The sequence below is a fragment of the Flavihumibacter sp. UBA7668 genome (assembly GCF_002483205.1).
In the GTDB taxonomy this organism is placed as follows: Bacteria; Bacteroidota; Bacteroidia; order Chitinophagales; family Chitinophagaceae; genus Flavihumibacter.
This window is the reverse complement of record NZ_DLHM01000006.1, coordinates 19,960-35,498: the sequence shown is the minus strand read 5'-3', so window position 1 is coordinate 35,498 and position 15,539 is coordinate 19,960. Positions and strand designations below refer to the sequence as shown.

Here is a 15,539-nt window from a genome sequence, read left to right as displayed (position 1 = left end):
ATGATTTTATTTTTTTTCTTCCGTTTTCCCAAACAACGCCTCCAACAAATCACATGGCTTCACATAAATGGCGTTTGCTATCAGGTATAATTCTTCCGCTCTTAAGTGACTACGCTCATGCAATGTGAGCTCGTTCATCCTGGCTCGGGATAAACCAGTTTTCCTGGCTACCTCCGATTTATTAACAGATTTCTGAGCTAGATATTCTCCCAATTTCGTCATACCTATTTCGGTTATTCTATAATAGTTAATAGAATAAATATAAATTATTGTAGAAATTCCTTCGCGCGATTTGGAATTATGTTGGTATTTAAATAAATTGTGTAGGTTATTCTATACAATTCAATATAATTTCTACAAATCGTTTACCCTTTTAAATCCCCCCAACCATGAAACCCTTTTCCCTATATCACCCCAACCGCGATAACTTTATCTCTATACAGCAAGTGCTGGTGGATTGCATCATAAAATCTGCCAATCCCGATAAAATCTTCCTGCTGGGTGTTACCAATCACCAGCGGAAATCAGAAAGCATATTTATCCCCTCCGCTCCCACTGCCAATCGCATTGCAGCTTGTATCCTGCTTGTTTTAGTTCGCCATCCCGCCAATAAAGAACTCTATGAATGGCAGGATAAAATTGAAGCCAATGCCAGGGCCATCCTGCCGGTTACGTCCATCGTGCTGACATCCGGCAAATTTGAAGAATGGTGGAAAGCCGGCCATCGCTTTGCCTGCAGGGTGGTTGAATCGGCCGAGCTCCTCTATGATTCTGGAACCAGTCCACTCCCTGTTCCGGAGCCCGGTACCCCCGCAAGCACGGCAATGCAGCAGGATCGCCTCCTTGCAGACGGATTGGCAAGGGCGAACGAGTTTCTGGCCGGCTCTGAACTTTACCGGATCCGGAAACAGCATTCCATGGCCGCCTTCATGCTGCACCAGGCTGCCGAACAGGCCCTCTCTACCCTGCTGGAAACAGGTACAGGTTTTACTGCCAATACCCATAACCTGGAACGATTACTCCGCTATGCCAGTCTCACCAGCCACCGCCTGCCCGATCTCTTCCCTCAAGATACCGATCAGGAAAAGCGGCTCTTCCAGCTCCTGCAAAGAGCCTATATCGAACCCCGCTATAAAGCCGACTACAAAATCAGCCAGCATGACCTGCTGCTACTGACAGAAAGAGTGGAAGAATTACTGGAAATCCTGCAATCCAGGAATAAACCTTGTGCCAACCATGTGTTATCCTTGTGCCGTGCTACTGATTTTCAATAGGTTAGTACATAGTTGGTACATGGATAACACATGGATTAGACATGGATAAAGCAAGGATAAGCAAAATGCTAATATATTTAGTATTTTTGACCCCTATGCCCTGGTATTTTATTTCCTACACATCCGGAGCCGGCAAAAAGATCAAAGGCTTTAAAGAGTTCCATATCCGGAATGTGGATGATGCATTTTCCTTTTTCAAAGACAAGGCGAAGCTGGCCGATCCGGACCATACCCGGTTCAATTGTGTGATGATCAGTACGAAATCAGAGGACTGGCAGGAATGGAACCGGAACCGGTATAAATCAAGGTATGGGTAAGGCTCTAATTTTGCCTAATTTTACTCCTCTACTTTAAATTTTGGCGTAACATGATTCATAAATTAGCCATATCAAATTACAAATCCGTAAAGGAGCTTACAATAACTCCGAAACGTGTGAATATATTTATTGGTGAGCACAATACTGGTAAAAGCAATATTCTGGAAGCGTTAACCTGGTTTTCTGCTAATGCATTGCAGCAAACAACTTTTCATGAACTGTTTCGTTTCAAAAATGTAAGTAACTTTTTCTTTGATTCAAATGGCAATAATTCAATCGAAATTAATACTGATGAAATAAGCTGCCGTATTCGATATGCACGAAACAATAATGGAGCCTTACTAAACTTTTTTGAAGGAGTTATATATCCTACTGGGCTATTCAATAATAATGTTGATGAACTCTTTCATTCACGAAATAACCAGGAAGTCTGCACCTTTCAGTTATCATTTAAAGAGAATACGATTGAAAATGTGAAAATGACACCACCAACCAATTTTCGTACCTACCAGTTCAAAAGATTGGAACGGTTTGAAAATGGATACCTCCCCTTTCTGAGCCCTCCCTTTGGAGAAAACATCCCAATTTTATTACAATCGAATTCGATTTGGAAACAAATGGTTTCGGAGTTTATAAGAAGTAAAGGATTCCGCCTGGTAATCAAACCAACTGAAAATGAAATAGAGATAGCAAAGGATGTAAATGAGGAGTTGTATAGTTTTCCTTACCAGACGATTTCAGAAACCATGCAACGATATATATTTTTATTACTTGCTGTGGAAACAAACGAAAACTCAATAATGGTGCTGGATGAACCTGAAGCAAATATGTTTCCTTTTTTCGTTAAAGAATTTGCCGAACGAATAGAATTGAACCAATCCAATCAGTATTTCATTTCAACCCACAATCCTTATCTACTGGGTTCATTACTTGAAAAAACTAAAAAGGAAGATATTGCCGTATTTGTAACTAAAATGAACGATTTTAAAACCACTGCAAAACCATGTAATGAGGAACAGATTCAAGAATTGATTTCATCAGAAGGCGGGGCATTTTTCAGTCTTAATAACATTATGGATTAAAGACTATGGCTAAGAGAATTGTTTTGGAATGCAATGCTGATGAAACCCTGATGCGAACATTAGGTATAACAAGGAAGGAGATTCAACCAAAATACCTATCAAACTTTTATATTGCTGAAGAGCAGTATGGAATTCGGGTACTCAAACACCCAAATTCACACCAAACAGTGTTAGTCATCTGCCCCATGCTGGAGGGGTGGATAGTAGAACGATGCCGTAATGCGCACATTCGACCAGAACAATATAGTCTTCCTTCCACCGCAGTGAGTTGCATAAAGTCATCAACAACAGACTATCCCAATTTTCAGAACTCCTGAAAGCCATGCTCGCATCAAAAGAGCCAGGAATTCTGTATTTATCCCAGCTTATAAGGAAATAGTTACTTTATTAGCTGCAGCACGAAACTGGAAAATGGCTATACATATCTCCAGTCCATACAATTCATTTGCATTAAATTTACCGGTTTTTACAGTTCTCCCCGCATCTTATCTTTACCCCCATGAAAATTGTTGAAGATTTTTATTCCTCCGATTATTCTCCTAAACTTCCGCCCAGCCTGAAGCTGGAACTGGAAGAACTTGAAACGCAGGCTTTTGAATACAACCAGCCGGTTGTACATCAGCTTAAATCAATGATGGAGGCGCACCCGGAATTTCCAGAACCGGGCTGCCTGCTGGTTGCGATCTATGACCTTCAGGGAAAGAAAAAACAGTCGCTCGAGCTGCTCCATTACCTGAACCAAACATTTAAAAATACGCCTGCAGTACTAACCACACTGGGCGAATACCTTATTGCCAGTGAAGACTATGATGAAATGGAGCAACTGGCTGATTTTGCGCTTTCATTTGAACAACAATTTCCAGATAGGGAATTGGTAGCCATCGAAGAATGGCTGCCCTATGAGCTGGTTAGTGCAGAATGGCTGATCCTGAACGATGAAATAATGCAGGGCATTGATCGCGTAAAAAAGATTGCTGAAACACTGCAACTGATGCCTGGGAAATGGCAGGATTATACGGTGCTGATCGAACTGATAGAAGAATATATTGATCCGGATGAATACGATCCTTCCACCCATGAGTTACTTCAATTCCTGTATCGAAAATCACTGGGTGAACCATCCTATTCCGACTATGCATTTATTCACCCGGAACTATCTCTTCTGCAAAGAGCCTTATTTCCTACAGATATTCCTGCGGTAATGAATCTATTGAAACTGCCGCGGGTTAGTCTACTGGCAGATCTTCGGCTGGCATTACAGGATATGTATCAGAATGATTTATATTACCGGCAGTTCTCTCCGCAAGAAATTCAACCGGATCTTCCAATTGCGTGTTTTCTGTTACTGGCTGAGCTGGAGGAACCTGATGCATTAAAAGACTGGCTTTATTTTCTTCATCAACCAAAAGCATTTATTGAATTCTGGATGGAGGATTTACTGCTTGAACTTGGTCATTGGATAAGTTGGAAACTGGGCCGCCATTCATTATCCGAGATAGAAGCAGCCTTACGCGATACCTATGAGAATAACTGGTCTGCCGTTACGCTGGCAACCGGCCTCATCATCACCTATTTTCATGAAGAAGATAAAAAGCAAGAAATTCAAGCCATCATGGAACGCACCTGCCATTATATTATCCAGTCAAAACCTGATGAGTGGAAACAAGATCTGCTGGCCACCCTGCTCCAATTTGGAATAGCAATAGATTCAACCCTATTCACCCCAATAGTGCAGGAGGCTTATGAAAAAAACCGGATGAACAACTGGCTCTATGGCAGTACGCCAGAAAAATTCATAGCAGATTCAACCTATTGGTCTGAGCCGGAAAAAGCTGTTGAATACAAACAATCACTGCTTTCGCTGGAAAAAATAGTTGAATGGTTGTTGAACTGAAAACTAATAGGGGCATTTTTCAATCCTGATAATATTATAAAAAAAAGTGCGGCATTCTATAGCCACAATAAAAAAACCACTCATTACTATTGTTGAAGTTGATTCAGCCATACGGGATTTGAGGATACAATAATCCAATCCGGCTTTACCTGGATCCACCAGAAATTGCGCCGGGAGTAACAATTTTTTTTAACTTACCAGATTTCGTCAACAAACCTAACTCGGTTAATAATGCCCTCGCAGCATTCGTAGAATTTGTTACTTCACGGTTTTGCTTGCGAAGTTCCTTCAGAAATATTTGATTGTCTTTTGAATTCATATTGTACTACTCAAAAATTTATAAAATCATTTCCGCTATTTGCTAAGAAGAGAAACACAATTTACAAGTAATTCGGACTGATCTTTTCTGTGATTGCTTCACTTTGAAAGTCTCTCCTAACCGTCGTACTTGTGCTAAAGCCTGCGTATAAGATATTTCCGGCTGTTGCGCAAGTATCTGTTGCCCCTCCAAAATAACTCTGGTATCATCCTTATCCATTTAATGTAAAGTTACTAATATTTAAAATGTGCTTATCCCTCCCCTACACCTCCAAATTTTTGAATCACAACTATAAAAGGAAATTACAAGAATAAGATTTTAATATGGGCCGGGGTCCACCAAATGTACCATTGCAATGGAGACTCCATAAATCAATCCACCCCAAAATATGAGAATTATATTAGCAGCATTTTAATGATTGATTTGTGGTCTTAATTCAACTTTTTCTATAATTACATTAAATACAAAGCTGAAATAAATATCCTTATGCTATATATACGAATATTCCATCAAATAAAAAAGGGTATTTTTCACGATAAACAATAACAGCAATTTATTAATTTCATTGTATCAAAATAGAACAACCGGAAACATTATTCCGTCTCCTTATTAAAACATTAGATAGAGAAAATTTACGGTTTTCTTTGGTTTGGTATATATATAATTGTGCTTAGACCAACTAAAAATAATAACTAAACTTACAAGCTATATTTATTCTTTAACGCTTGATGTTAGAGTAAATGTAATTTTCAATTTCTTATAACATTTTTTAAGTCGTTTGTATAATAACAAATCATCTCTATTATTCATTGTAAACAAAAGATTCCAAATAATCAATTTGTAGGTATTTATAATTTTCCACAATACATCATTAGTAAATAGATAAACCAATTTTATTGAAAATAAACGAATAACCTATTTCAAATTTCTCATAATAGACTAATCATAAAATTCTGAATTCATTAATATAACTCATATTTTTTTTCAAGAAAACCATGTTTAAAATTAAACAAATGAGAATACTTAAAAGTATATTTGGAATTCTATTATTTTTTTTATTATCAAAAATATGCCAAAGCCAATCTCTTAGTAATACTGTAATCTGGGATGATAAAAAAATATGTGTTTGCTGGATTAACCCAACAGTAAATGATGTCAATGAACGAAATTGGGTTCAAAGAGCAATATCAAAAACATGGCAAGCAGCATCATTGCTGGAATTTACAGGATGGTCAGAATGCAAAACCTTTGATTCAACAAAAGAAAACGGAATAAGGATTCTTATTGCTGATAGGAATCCAGAAGTTAGTAAAATTGGTAAAGATTTATCATATGATTCAATTGGCATGATCCTAAACTTCAAATTTTCCGATGGCGTTTATTTGCCGATAATAACTAGCAGATATCAAAGAGTTGTAGACTATGAAAAACAAAATATAAAAAGCACCAAAAGAATTTATCCTGACGAAACAAATAGAAGATTATTTATTGAAGCTACTGCAGTTCATGAGTTTGGACATGCTTTGGGATTTTCACATGAACAAAACAAATGCAATTACGGTACAGACTGTAAATACCCAGAGAAAATTCCAGATACTAAAACAATAATATCTGCAACATGCAACGAAAGATCCGTAATGAATTATTGCAATGACGTATATCTAAATGAAGGATATTTAAGTTTTATGGACATAAAACTATTACAACAATATTATGGAATCGCAGATAAAACAAAAAATATTCCGCCTATAAAAATTCATGTTAATCATATTAAATTATTTAAGTTAAATAAAAATATAAATCAACAACAATCTCAAAGAACTGGAGATTATAAAATAATAAATAAAAAACGAAGTATAAACATATCGTTAACAGGTGATAATAAATTATTAAACGAAATCGAAAAAGTAGAATATTTTTTTCATCGAAACACTTTCTCTCCTATTACTATTGAATCAGACAAAACAAATAATTTTAAGATTCGACTTAACAAAGTTTGGGGAAACTTTACTTGCGAAGCAAAAATATATTTTAAAAATAAAGATCCCGATATGATTTCAACTTATGTAGCTGTTGTTCCTGGTGTATATAAAAGAAAACGGCTGAATTTAATTTTTTTTCCAGACCCTTCAGTAAAAGGAGGCTTTCAATAATCACCTTAAAAAACCAAAACTAATAATATGTACAAATTATCAATAAGATTAAAATTAGTATTAATAATTAATCTTTTTTTCATAGCAGTTTCACAGAGCCAAACTATTAAATTCAAAGAATCACAAATTGAATATTATTCTTATGAAGCTCGAATTGAAATGGCAAATGCATCTGGAGCTCCATTTTCTCCAATTAAAACTATAGTTATAGATGATGTAAATGTTGCCAATGATCTTGAAAATTATGTTGGAAGATTGATACGTATTTCAAAAGATAGCCAAGGCAATGAATCTATTGATTTCTTAATGAAAATTATTTATGACATTGATACTGTTACTTTGATTACTCCATCAAGACCAACAACCGATTTTAAACATATTTCAAAAGAACGTATAGGTGAATTGAGTTTTTGGGGTATTACAGGAGGCCTTGAAAACAAAGATTTATATGAATACAAATCTACTACTGCAGTTATTGGGCGGATCCTTGATAAACAAATAGATAAAAATAAAATACCGGAATATGCAAAATGCCAAGGTCAAACAACATGCGAATATTATTATTTAAACTCCGCTGCAGTTCAAACCTGTTCAATTATGATGTTACGTACAAAAAGTAGGAATATCAAAATTAAAAACATTCCCGTTCCAGCTGCACTAGTTTCTTTAAATGGAGAATATTATTCTGGAGATCGGAATGAAGAAAGGAATACAAGGAATTATGTGTTTTGTTCACTTTTAAGAGTTTCACTATAAAGTTATTAGTTACTCACATCATGCTGCGCTGATTAGCCAAAATTAGATGTGTCATAGATTGATAATAAATACTATGACACATCTTTTTAATTAAAAATATCTCATTCTTCATAAATAATTTTGACACCATTTAGTACTTTAAATTTTTCGATATATAACGAATCCACTTTAATTTGTTTATAGGCTTTTTAGCTAGCAATAAATATTATATCATTAAAGACTACGGTTTCAATTAAAACAGAGCCAATGCATTATTGATAGCTGAAAAACTTGACCTAATAAGACGATTCGAGCAATCTCTGATTAATAGCAAATAATTGGTTGTACATTTAGCTCATCATTTTGATCCAGTCCGCAAATGAAATTCCGTATTTTATTCGATACTGATAATAAACCTGTTCCAGATTTATCGCATCCAGTTGCAGCGTAGTAAATTCATCGCCGTTTTCATTATCTACCCAGGTATGATAAACAATCTGAAATGGTTCCTGCCGGTAATAAAAAACGCGTAGCTGCTTTTGCAATTTTACTTGCCCTTCCGGTTTAATTAGTTTCATACAGTAATCTGATAGACATTAAAAGGTTTTTGCCATTTCAACTACTTCCTCATGGCTTAAGACTTCTCCTCTTTGAATTTCTCCCACTTCTTCCTCGAGTTCCTTATTATATTGCTCTTTACTTACCCGCATAAAATCATCCATCCTGTTTTTCGAAAAATTATGCGAATAGCTCTGTGATATCTTATCATTTGGTGAAATTGCCATACTGATAATTTGATTCAAATTTACCCTATTTTAATATTTATAAAGAATCCTTTCTATTAACCGAGGGGACTGAATTTAAACAACCTTGTTGTGCTTAAACTTAACGACGCTAATAGTGGTAATTCTAATTAATTGGATGTTATCATAATTGTTACGATTAAAAAGGCAATAAAGAACAGAAAACATCCAACATTACCTCGCGTTTCAGAATTGCCGGTTGAGCCCGTTGTTTGAACACCATGACATTCGGGACATGTAATATTCTTCCAGACTAATGTCCTACCTGTGCCGTGGCAAAAAACGCAATTCGGCGTTTGGCCCCAACAGGTTGGACATCTGTCTTCAACTTGTGTATAAATTGTACCGCTGCCATTGCATTTCCAACAATTTGACATACCAGCAGACTTTGTTTATTATTTAATTAATTAAATGACCAATTAAATATCGCCTCTAACCAAAATTTTTATAAGAAATGCTTCGCCACATGAGTCACAGCAACCAGGACTCAACGATTTAGTATTATCAATTTAATTATTCCTGAAAACTTTTGAGTAAGGGAAACCGTATTTTAATGGAAATACGGGAAAAATACCCCCCCTATTGATATTGCCAATTTATCCTGTGTCTGGTAGGGGACAAAAAAATGCCCGACCAGATGGTCGGGCATTGGACAGTTGGCTTTTAGGTTAACCTTTGACGGTAACCTGGCTTACTGCGCTGGCAACGGCACCAGCTACGCCGAGATATCCGGCGATGGTGGTGACGATTGCAGGTAGCGCAACGGGTGTGGCCAATAAAGCGGCACTGACGGCGGCCAACGCTAGTCCGATATTCCGCAACTTCAAAAAGAAGCTGGGTGTTTCGGCATTGGCGCGGCCTATGATGGAGAGCCTGTCGATTTCCTGTTGTTTCATTAATAATTGAATTTTACGTGTGAAAAATCGGCTGGCAGTTTGCCAATCTCCAGCCATACCGGTTGTTCATGGGTAACGGATTTAAAAACGAGGCGCATCAATATACTGAATGCCCGGACTGAACCTTTTCCCATTCCAGGAGCCGTTAAGTCAGATACAGGCGCAATGCAGCCTTTGAGCTCTTTAGCTGCATTGTTGGCCCGGTGAATCAAAATCAGCGTTCTGTCGGGAACACCTTTCACCATCAGGTGAGACTGGTGTTTTTCGCTGTATCGTTCCAACAACTGATAACGACCTTCCGGAATACAGGATACCATTCGTTGGTTCTGCAACCAGGGTAATTCAATTGTATAACACAGTATCTTGTTTTCATGCCACAGGATACCGTTGGTTCCTAGCGGGTGGTAATGCCGTTGTAATAGGAGTTCCATAATCAGATGGTTTTTTCCAACATGGTTCTGTTCTTTGGCAGGTCTTCTGCTGTCACCCGAATGATGGTGCCAGCAAGCGCCTCATTGGGCTGGGTAACTGTATATACGAAATCGAGTCCATTGGCATCCGGAACTGCAGCACCCTGTTCCAATACTGAACCATCTGGTGCCAGGATGAATACCTGCACAGCGGCAACAAAGAAATCATCTGTTGCACGTACGGTAATTGTATCCCCGACATTTCCAGCATAGGACTCCGTATCAAGATTGGACAATTCCGGTGCCATATATGCATCGGAAAATGCCACGTTAAAGGCAGATTGTCCAGGACGAGCAACCGCCAGATAATCCAGCTTAAGTGCGGGATCTTTGATAGCTGCTTTTCCATAAACAACCGACTGCTTAAATCTTAATTTCACCGCTTCCTGTTCAGGTGTATCCACCCTGTTAGGGTTGCGACTTGGGCGGTTAGCCAAATAAGTACGATCGCCGCTTGTGCGCAAGACAAGCTGTTTGCCAAGCGTACCGCTAAAGCCTCGTACCAGGATATTGTTTTTATTTTTTGCCATTTTGTGTTTTTTTATAGGGTTGAATTAAATGATGGTGGCCTCATGGTGGCCTCATGGCGGCCTCATGCCGGCCTCACGGTGTACTCAGGACCTCTTCCAGGTCAGATAAAATCCGGAGTGGCGGTACAGGGCTGTTCCTCCCATACATCCAAACAGCTGCCTCCAGAGCTGTAATCAGAACCTGAACCAGGTTTTATAACAGGATATCCAGTTGTTTTAAAAAATTTTTATAAAAGCTATAACCGATCGGGATCTCCAAATCATCGAGAAACACATGTTTTCGTTCGACATGGCTGATTCGGCTAATGGGAATAATAAACTTTCGGTGCACTCTCAAAAACCCATGTGGGTAAAGAATACTTTCCAATTTTATAATTGGAGTATGAACCAGGTAGTTTTTAGAAGTTGTTTTAATCTGCCGGTATTCTCTCGTTGCTTCAACCAGAACAATATCTTCCGGCTTAATCCGAATGATTCTATTCTGAGAACTAATGAAAATATCCTTGCGCATATCTAAAACTAAAAAAGACTCCAGAATTTTATATACCGTTAAAACACCCATTTTTAGCCAGGCAATTTGAATATTTGGGTAACTCTGTTGCCAGGGTTATCCTCCGCACTAACAATTATACTACAACCATCAATTGCCGGGTTTTCAATTTCTACTGTATAAACCCATTTAACCATGTCATATACAGGAAGTGCATAACTATCTTCAATTAAAAAGCCATTTTTATCCACGATGGCAACCTCAACCAAGATTACCATGGAATCGTCGTAAACAGTAATGGGAATCTCATCATACTGCTGACCGGTGTATTTTTTCCAGCCTACTTTAACTATAACAGGTTCATATAAACTATCCAATAAGGCGCATTCAAAGAGTGTAAGACCGGGTTTTTCCAGTGCCCGATAGAAGTCTTTCAGATATTCTTCCGTCATTGCATACTTTGCATAACGCATTCTGTCAACAAAACGGGGGTGATGGAATTTGCTTTTTGGTGCTTTAATTCTGTTCATAGAAATAGTTTTATTGGAACTGTATCAAGTATAAATAAAAGCACCTGTAATTTCCAAACGGAATACCGCGAGTAATAATAAGATTACCCTGAACAAATAAATTAAGCAGTTGAATGAAAATTTGAAGGAACAATAAAACACAAATCCTCTACTCTACCATTCAGTTAACAGGAATGGAAGCAGTATCTCTTGGATAAGAAGCTTAACCTGATTGGATAGTTTTTATTGCTTGTGTTGCTTTCGCCATTGGCTTGGAGATAAGCCGTAACACTTTTTAAAAGCTTTCAGGAAACCCGGCAAATGAGCATAACCTGCCTGTCTGTATAATTGATTAATCGGAAGAACTGTAGTTTCTAATTGCTGCCGGGCCCATTCCAGGCGCATATACACTTGCTGATCAAAGGGACTTATGCCATAATGCTTCTTGTACCCTTTTTTAAGGCTGCTTTCACTTAAACCGATGCGTTCTGCCAGTTCTGTCAAAGTAAATTTAGTGTCCATTCCAGCGGCTAAAATCAAATCATGCACCGCTTTAATTGGTTCCGGAATACCAGTGTACTTATCATCTGAAACAGCCTGCTCCACTGCCAAAAAATGGTAAAAAAATGCGTCCGCAATTATTTTTTCGTAGTATAGACCCCTTAAAATATCGTTATATTCATTAGAGAAAAACTCTTCGAGCAGCAGTTGAATGGAAGGAGGAATGGGTTGAACACAATTAAAATTCTGCGCATGATTTAACCCATCCCAAGCCCTGTTATCGTAGGAGCTGATTAATAATACCACTGCCTTTTGTCCTTCAAAAAGCTTAAGTGCATCAGGTGTTTCTGTAGTATAGATGTATTGGCCCGCTTGCAAATGCTCAGCATACCCAGTACCTGCACCCAAAACAGCATTGCCTTTCAAAACAAAAAACAGATTGCTATTGGATATTGGAAACTCCAATTTTAATTCAACTGTTTTATTAAAATCAAATTCTATATAGGAAATTGTAAATGAATCATTTACATACTGTTGGAGAAAAATAGCACCCAAAAATACAGGCGCTGCATAAAAGGTAGTACCACGAATACGGAAACCCGTAAAAGAATCAGGTTCGTTCCTGGAAAAATGAATCTGACCAATTCCTCTATGTGAAAATATGCCCTGCAAAAGTAGATAAGGTTGCCAAAAAATAACCAAAATGGTCAAATAAATGAAGTAAGGTAGCAAGAAGATTAAATTTTTATTATTTTATCTGGTAAACCTTAGCCGAGATGCCGCAGTTGATCGACACCAAATTATCCTGTAAACTGGAGATATCCAATACACTGCCTGCCGGTTTTCCGGGATGCCGGATTACCGAGCATCCTATTTGCACTTATTGGTTTCCGCAAGGTTACCTTACCATGCAGGAAATTCAATCAGACAATTTTATATTCAGCTATAATATCCTATATACCCAACGCCCTTTTCCTTACAATAGCCAACTTGACCCAGCCTATGAAGCAATTCTATTTTGTTTGAATGGCAGCACCTCTCTTACCTTAACGAATGGTCTTGAATATGCTATTGCTGCCAATCAATGGATAAAAGTAAGCAGTGCAAAAGGCATTTCACTGAATAATGGAACTGAACCATTTGTTGAACTTGTATTTCTGCAATTCAAGGGTGACCTATTGAATGAAATGCAGGAATTATTTCCATTATTAAACAATCACATCCCAAACGAGTTCTTTGATAAAACTCATTTTACTCCATTAGATTCAAGAGAATATATTCAACAAATATTAAACTGCAAATACGAATCTGAACTTAGAAAACACTTTATTGATAATCGGGTGGAGGATATTGTATTCAATATCCTGGTTAGTGTAAATGGAGAAAACCCCATCAAGGAAATTAATCAGGAAGATTATGAAAAAATTATGCTGGCTGAGCGCCTTTTGTCGGAAGATTTAATAAAGCAGCGAACACTGAAATCGCTGGCAGAAGAAATTGGGATGGGACTAACCAAATTCAAGCAATTGTTTAAACAAGTATATACATTTACGCCACCAGATTACCAAAAGAAAATTAGATTAGCAAAAGCCATTTCCTATCTGACAGAAGGTTATTCTGTAAAAGAATCAGCTTACAAATCGGGCTGGCGACCAGCAGTTTTCATAGAGGCATTCAAAGAAGTGTACAACACTACACCAGGAAAATATATACGTGAAAATCGACACAGATCAAAATGACGAATTCAACAATAGTTGCGGCTATTACAAGTATTATTCAGCAAAAAAACGGAAATAAAATGAAAGAGATTTATATCCTGTTGCAACGGCAGGAAAATTGCTGAAAACCTGTATAAAAGAGTAAGCATAATTTTTAAAATTTTGTTTATGAAATTGTATCAATTGGGCTTTGCGCTCTTGCTGACTGGCGGCATCCTTGCTTTTACACCGGCAAAAGAAAAGCCATTAAATCAAACCTTCAGGTACATTGGCCCAAGTGTTAACCCTCAATATCACATACCCGGTAATTGGGAACCTAGTGATTTAACGCCTTGTCCAACCGAGGGAACAATTAAGTGTCTTGTTACACCCAATTCCAGTTCTATTACAGATGAATTTGAATTGGCGGATGAAATCTTAGCAAATGGTTTCGCAAATATTACTACAAACGATACCAAATCTTAAAAAAAAGCTGCCGATATAATCGGCAGCTTTTTTTTAACGTGGATTTTGAACAATCCTCGAAATAGCAATTACATCCTCTGGAATTGCCAGAGCATATCGCAAATCATTTGGCAGAAGTAATACTTCCATATCATTAACAATCCGCTTCAAAATTATTCCAGCCCCTAATACATTCAGCCGTTTAATATCCATGAAACGAAGACCACGCATTAGTAGCTCTTTTCTTCTTTCCATTAAAATATCAGCAATTAGTTGTTGCGTTGTAGAAAATAAATAGGGTGAAAACTGATCTGTTTTAATCCTATGCTTTAACAGTAAATTCAGCCCTTCAACTGCTTCCGTTGATCTATTTAAACGAGCCGCAGCTTCAATTTTCATCAATAGAACTTCTGCAGCTGTTATTCCCGCAAAGTTATAGCCGTTATTGTACGAACCTTTAAAAGTAAATTGATTACCCAATCGAATAAAGAAAGCAGGCTTGCGAATATCATGCAAAGAATAGCTAGCTACCAAATTGGTATCGATAAAAGAGTATTGTTGATTCGTTAACTCAAGAAGAGATGCATATTCAAAGATCACTTCTTTATTAAAATTTTGAAATGGTTTTACAACTGAAGTATCAACCTCTAATTGATTATTAAAGTCCAGTAAATCTGACCGCAGGCTCCAAGCCATTTCTGCGTACTTATAACAGCTGTCATATTGATTCATTGAAAGAAAAACTCTGGCCAGAAGCGCAATAGCTGCCGGTTTTGACGGCCGAAATACATGCATTGGAAGAGTAGGCAATAAATCAATTGCTTTACGTGTATCTAGTATTATTTGCTGATAGGTTTGCTCCAAATCAGAACGCCCAACTTCCTCATTAAAATTGGTGCCCGTTCTCAGGGGTAGCCCTAATTTGGAGGAAGCCGACGTCTTTTCATAGGCAAGGGCCCATGTCCAGGCTGCCTGTAAATAATGATGTGCCCGAATAAAATAAGCCTGCCCTTTAATATTTCCATACTCCAGTCCACCCTGCTTAAATTTTTCCACCTCCTCCAATACGGTGTTTGCGCGGAAAATATTATCATAGCAATAGGACCACTCATTACCAGTTAATCCATACGTTGTAAAAATATTTTCAGGTGCCCATTGATACATATTCCGATTCTCTTCAGAAATTTGATTCCAGAAATCAGGATTTAAATAAAAATTGTCCGAAGAAGACTCCATTGCCCCTATCCCAAACTTACTTACATATAGGTTTCTATCTAAAATGGCCTGGCAATCTTCCAATGAATTGATGGCGCTTAATTTTTCATCCGGCTTTTCATTCAAAAATTTAGAGCAGGATAAAAGAAATAAAGAAAGAATAAATAATATAATGTATTTCATAGTCAA

At 37.5% G+C, this 15,539-nt stretch carries 18 protein-coding genes; 8 read left to right on the top strand and 10 right to left on the bottom strand.

Features of this window, described 5'->3' with window-relative positions; translation table 11 throughout:
• Positions 1-6 precede the first annotated feature (6 nt).
• Positions 7-222, bottom strand: coding sequence for a helix-turn-helix domain-containing protein (locus tag B2746_RS16840; protein ID WP_290796267.1), 216 nt, complete (start codon positions 220-222; stop codon positions 7-9).
• Between the two features lie 167 nt (positions 223-389).
• Here B2746_RS16840 and B2746_RS16835 point away from each other — a divergent pair, with 167 nt between their 5' ends.
• The 6 genes from B2746_RS16835 (at position 390) to B2746_RS16810 (ending at position 7,795) form a co-directional block, all read left to right on the top strand.
• Positions 390-1,274, top strand: a complete 885-nt coding sequence (locus tag B2746_RS16835) for a HEPN domain-containing protein (RefSeq protein ID WP_290796265.1) — start codon at positions 390-392, stop codon at positions 1,272-1,274.
• A gap of 95 nt (positions 1,275-1,369) precedes the next feature.
• Positions 1,370-1,591 carry a hypothetical protein gene (locus tag B2746_RS16830; RefSeq protein ID WP_290796264.1) on the top strand — a complete coding sequence of 74 codons (222 nt, stop codon included), beginning with the start codon at positions 1,370-1,372 and terminating at the stop codon, positions 1,589-1,591.
• Between the two features lie 50 nt (positions 1,592-1,641).
• Positions 1,642-2,673 (top strand): AAA family ATPase, encoded by a 1,032-nt coding sequence (locus B2746_RS16825; protein WP_290796262.1) that lies wholly within the window; start codon positions 1,642-1,644, stop codon positions 2,671-2,673.
• A 499-nt stretch (positions 2,674-3,172) separates the two neighbouring features.
• Positions 3,173-4,567, top strand: coding sequence for a hypothetical protein (locus tag B2746_RS16820; protein ID WP_290796261.1), 1,395 nt, complete (start codon positions 3,173-3,175; stop codon positions 4,565-4,567).
• A gap of 1,332 nt (positions 4,568-5,899) precedes the next feature.
• A complete protein-coding gene (locus tag B2746_RS16815; RefSeq protein WP_290796260.1) occupies positions 5,900-7,039 on the top strand; it encodes a pYEATS domain-containing protein in 1,140 nt (379 codons plus the stop codon).
• Positions 7,040-7,066: 27 nt separating this feature from the next.
• The gene (locus B2746_RS16810) at positions 7,067-7,795 is read left to right on the top strand and encodes a hypothetical protein (RefSeq protein WP_290796258.1); all 729 of its coding nucleotides are present in this window, start codon (positions 7,067-7,069) and stop codon (positions 7,793-7,795) included.
• Between the two features lie 329 nt (positions 7,796-8,124).
• Here the strand turns inward: B2746_RS16810 and B2746_RS16805 are convergent, their stop codons facing one another.
• The 8 genes from B2746_RS16805 to B2746_RS16770 form a co-directional block, all read right to left on the bottom strand.
• On the bottom strand, positions 8,125-8,352 hold the full coding sequence (locus tag B2746_RS16805; protein WP_290796255.1) for a hypothetical protein: 228 nt from the start codon (positions 8,350-8,352) through the stop codon (positions 8,125-8,127).
• A gap of 18 nt (positions 8,353-8,370) precedes the next feature.
• Positions 8,371-8,559, bottom strand: a complete 189-nt coding sequence (locus B2746_RS16800) for a hypothetical protein (protein WP_290796253.1) — start codon at positions 8,557-8,559, stop codon at positions 8,371-8,373.
• 686 nt (positions 8,560-9,245) lie between these two features.
• Positions 9,246-9,473 carry a hypothetical protein gene (locus B2746_RS16795; RefSeq protein WP_290796251.1) on the bottom strand — a complete coding sequence of 76 codons (228 nt, stop codon included), beginning with the start codon at positions 9,471-9,473 and terminating at the stop codon, positions 9,246-9,248.
• On the bottom strand, positions 9,473-9,904 hold the full coding sequence (locus B2746_RS16790) for a DUF5675 family protein (RefSeq protein WP_290796249.1): 432 nt from the start codon (positions 9,902-9,904) through the stop codon (positions 9,473-9,475). Before B2746_RS16790 ends, B2746_RS16795 begins: the two co-directional genes overlap by 1 nt.
• A gap of 2 nt (positions 9,905-9,906) precedes the next feature.
• Positions 9,907-10,473 carry a hypothetical protein gene (locus B2746_RS16785; protein ID WP_290796247.1) on the bottom strand — a complete coding sequence of 189 codons (567 nt, stop codon included), beginning with the start codon at positions 10,471-10,473 and terminating at the stop codon, positions 9,907-9,909.
• Between the two features lie 193 nt (positions 10,474-10,666).
• A complete protein-coding gene (locus B2746_RS16780; RefSeq protein ID WP_290796245.1) occupies positions 10,667-10,984 on the bottom strand; it encodes a LytR/AlgR family response regulator transcription factor in 318 nt (105 codons plus the stop codon).
• 53 nt (positions 10,985-11,037) lie between these two features.
• Positions 11,038-11,493: a hypothetical protein gene (locus tag B2746_RS16775; protein ID WP_290796243.1), complete on the bottom strand. Its 456-nt coding sequence runs from the start codon at positions 11,491-11,493 to the stop codon at positions 11,038-11,040.
• 222 nt (positions 11,494-11,715) lie between these two features.
• Positions 11,716-12,645, bottom strand: coding sequence for a helix-turn-helix transcriptional regulator (locus B2746_RS16770; protein ID WP_290796240.1), 930 nt, complete (start codon positions 12,643-12,645; stop codon positions 11,716-11,718).
• 104 nt (positions 12,646-12,749) lie between these two features.
• On the opposite strand from B2746_RS16770, the gene B2746_RS16765 reads away from it, so the two are divergent.
• Both B2746_RS16765 and B2746_RS16760 read left to right on the top strand, forming a co-directional pair.
• Positions 12,750-13,712: a helix-turn-helix domain-containing protein gene (locus tag B2746_RS16765; RefSeq protein WP_290796238.1), complete on the top strand. Its 963-nt coding sequence runs from the start codon at positions 12,750-12,752 to the stop codon at positions 13,710-13,712.
• A gap of 147 nt (positions 13,713-13,859) precedes the next feature.
• Complete coding sequence (locus tag B2746_RS16760) at positions 13,860-14,156, top strand: hypothetical protein (protein WP_290796236.1); 297 nt, start codon at positions 13,860-13,862, stop codon at positions 14,154-14,156.
• 33 nt (positions 14,157-14,189) lie between these two features.
• On the opposite strand, the gene B2746_RS16755 is transcribed toward B2746_RS16760, so the two are convergent.
• The gene (locus B2746_RS16755; protein WP_290796235.1) at positions 14,190-15,533 is read right to left on the bottom strand and encodes a RagB/SusD family nutrient uptake outer membrane protein; all 1,344 of its coding nucleotides are present in this window, start codon (positions 15,531-15,533) and stop codon (positions 14,190-14,192) included.
• Positions 15,534-15,539: the final 6 nt, after the last annotated feature.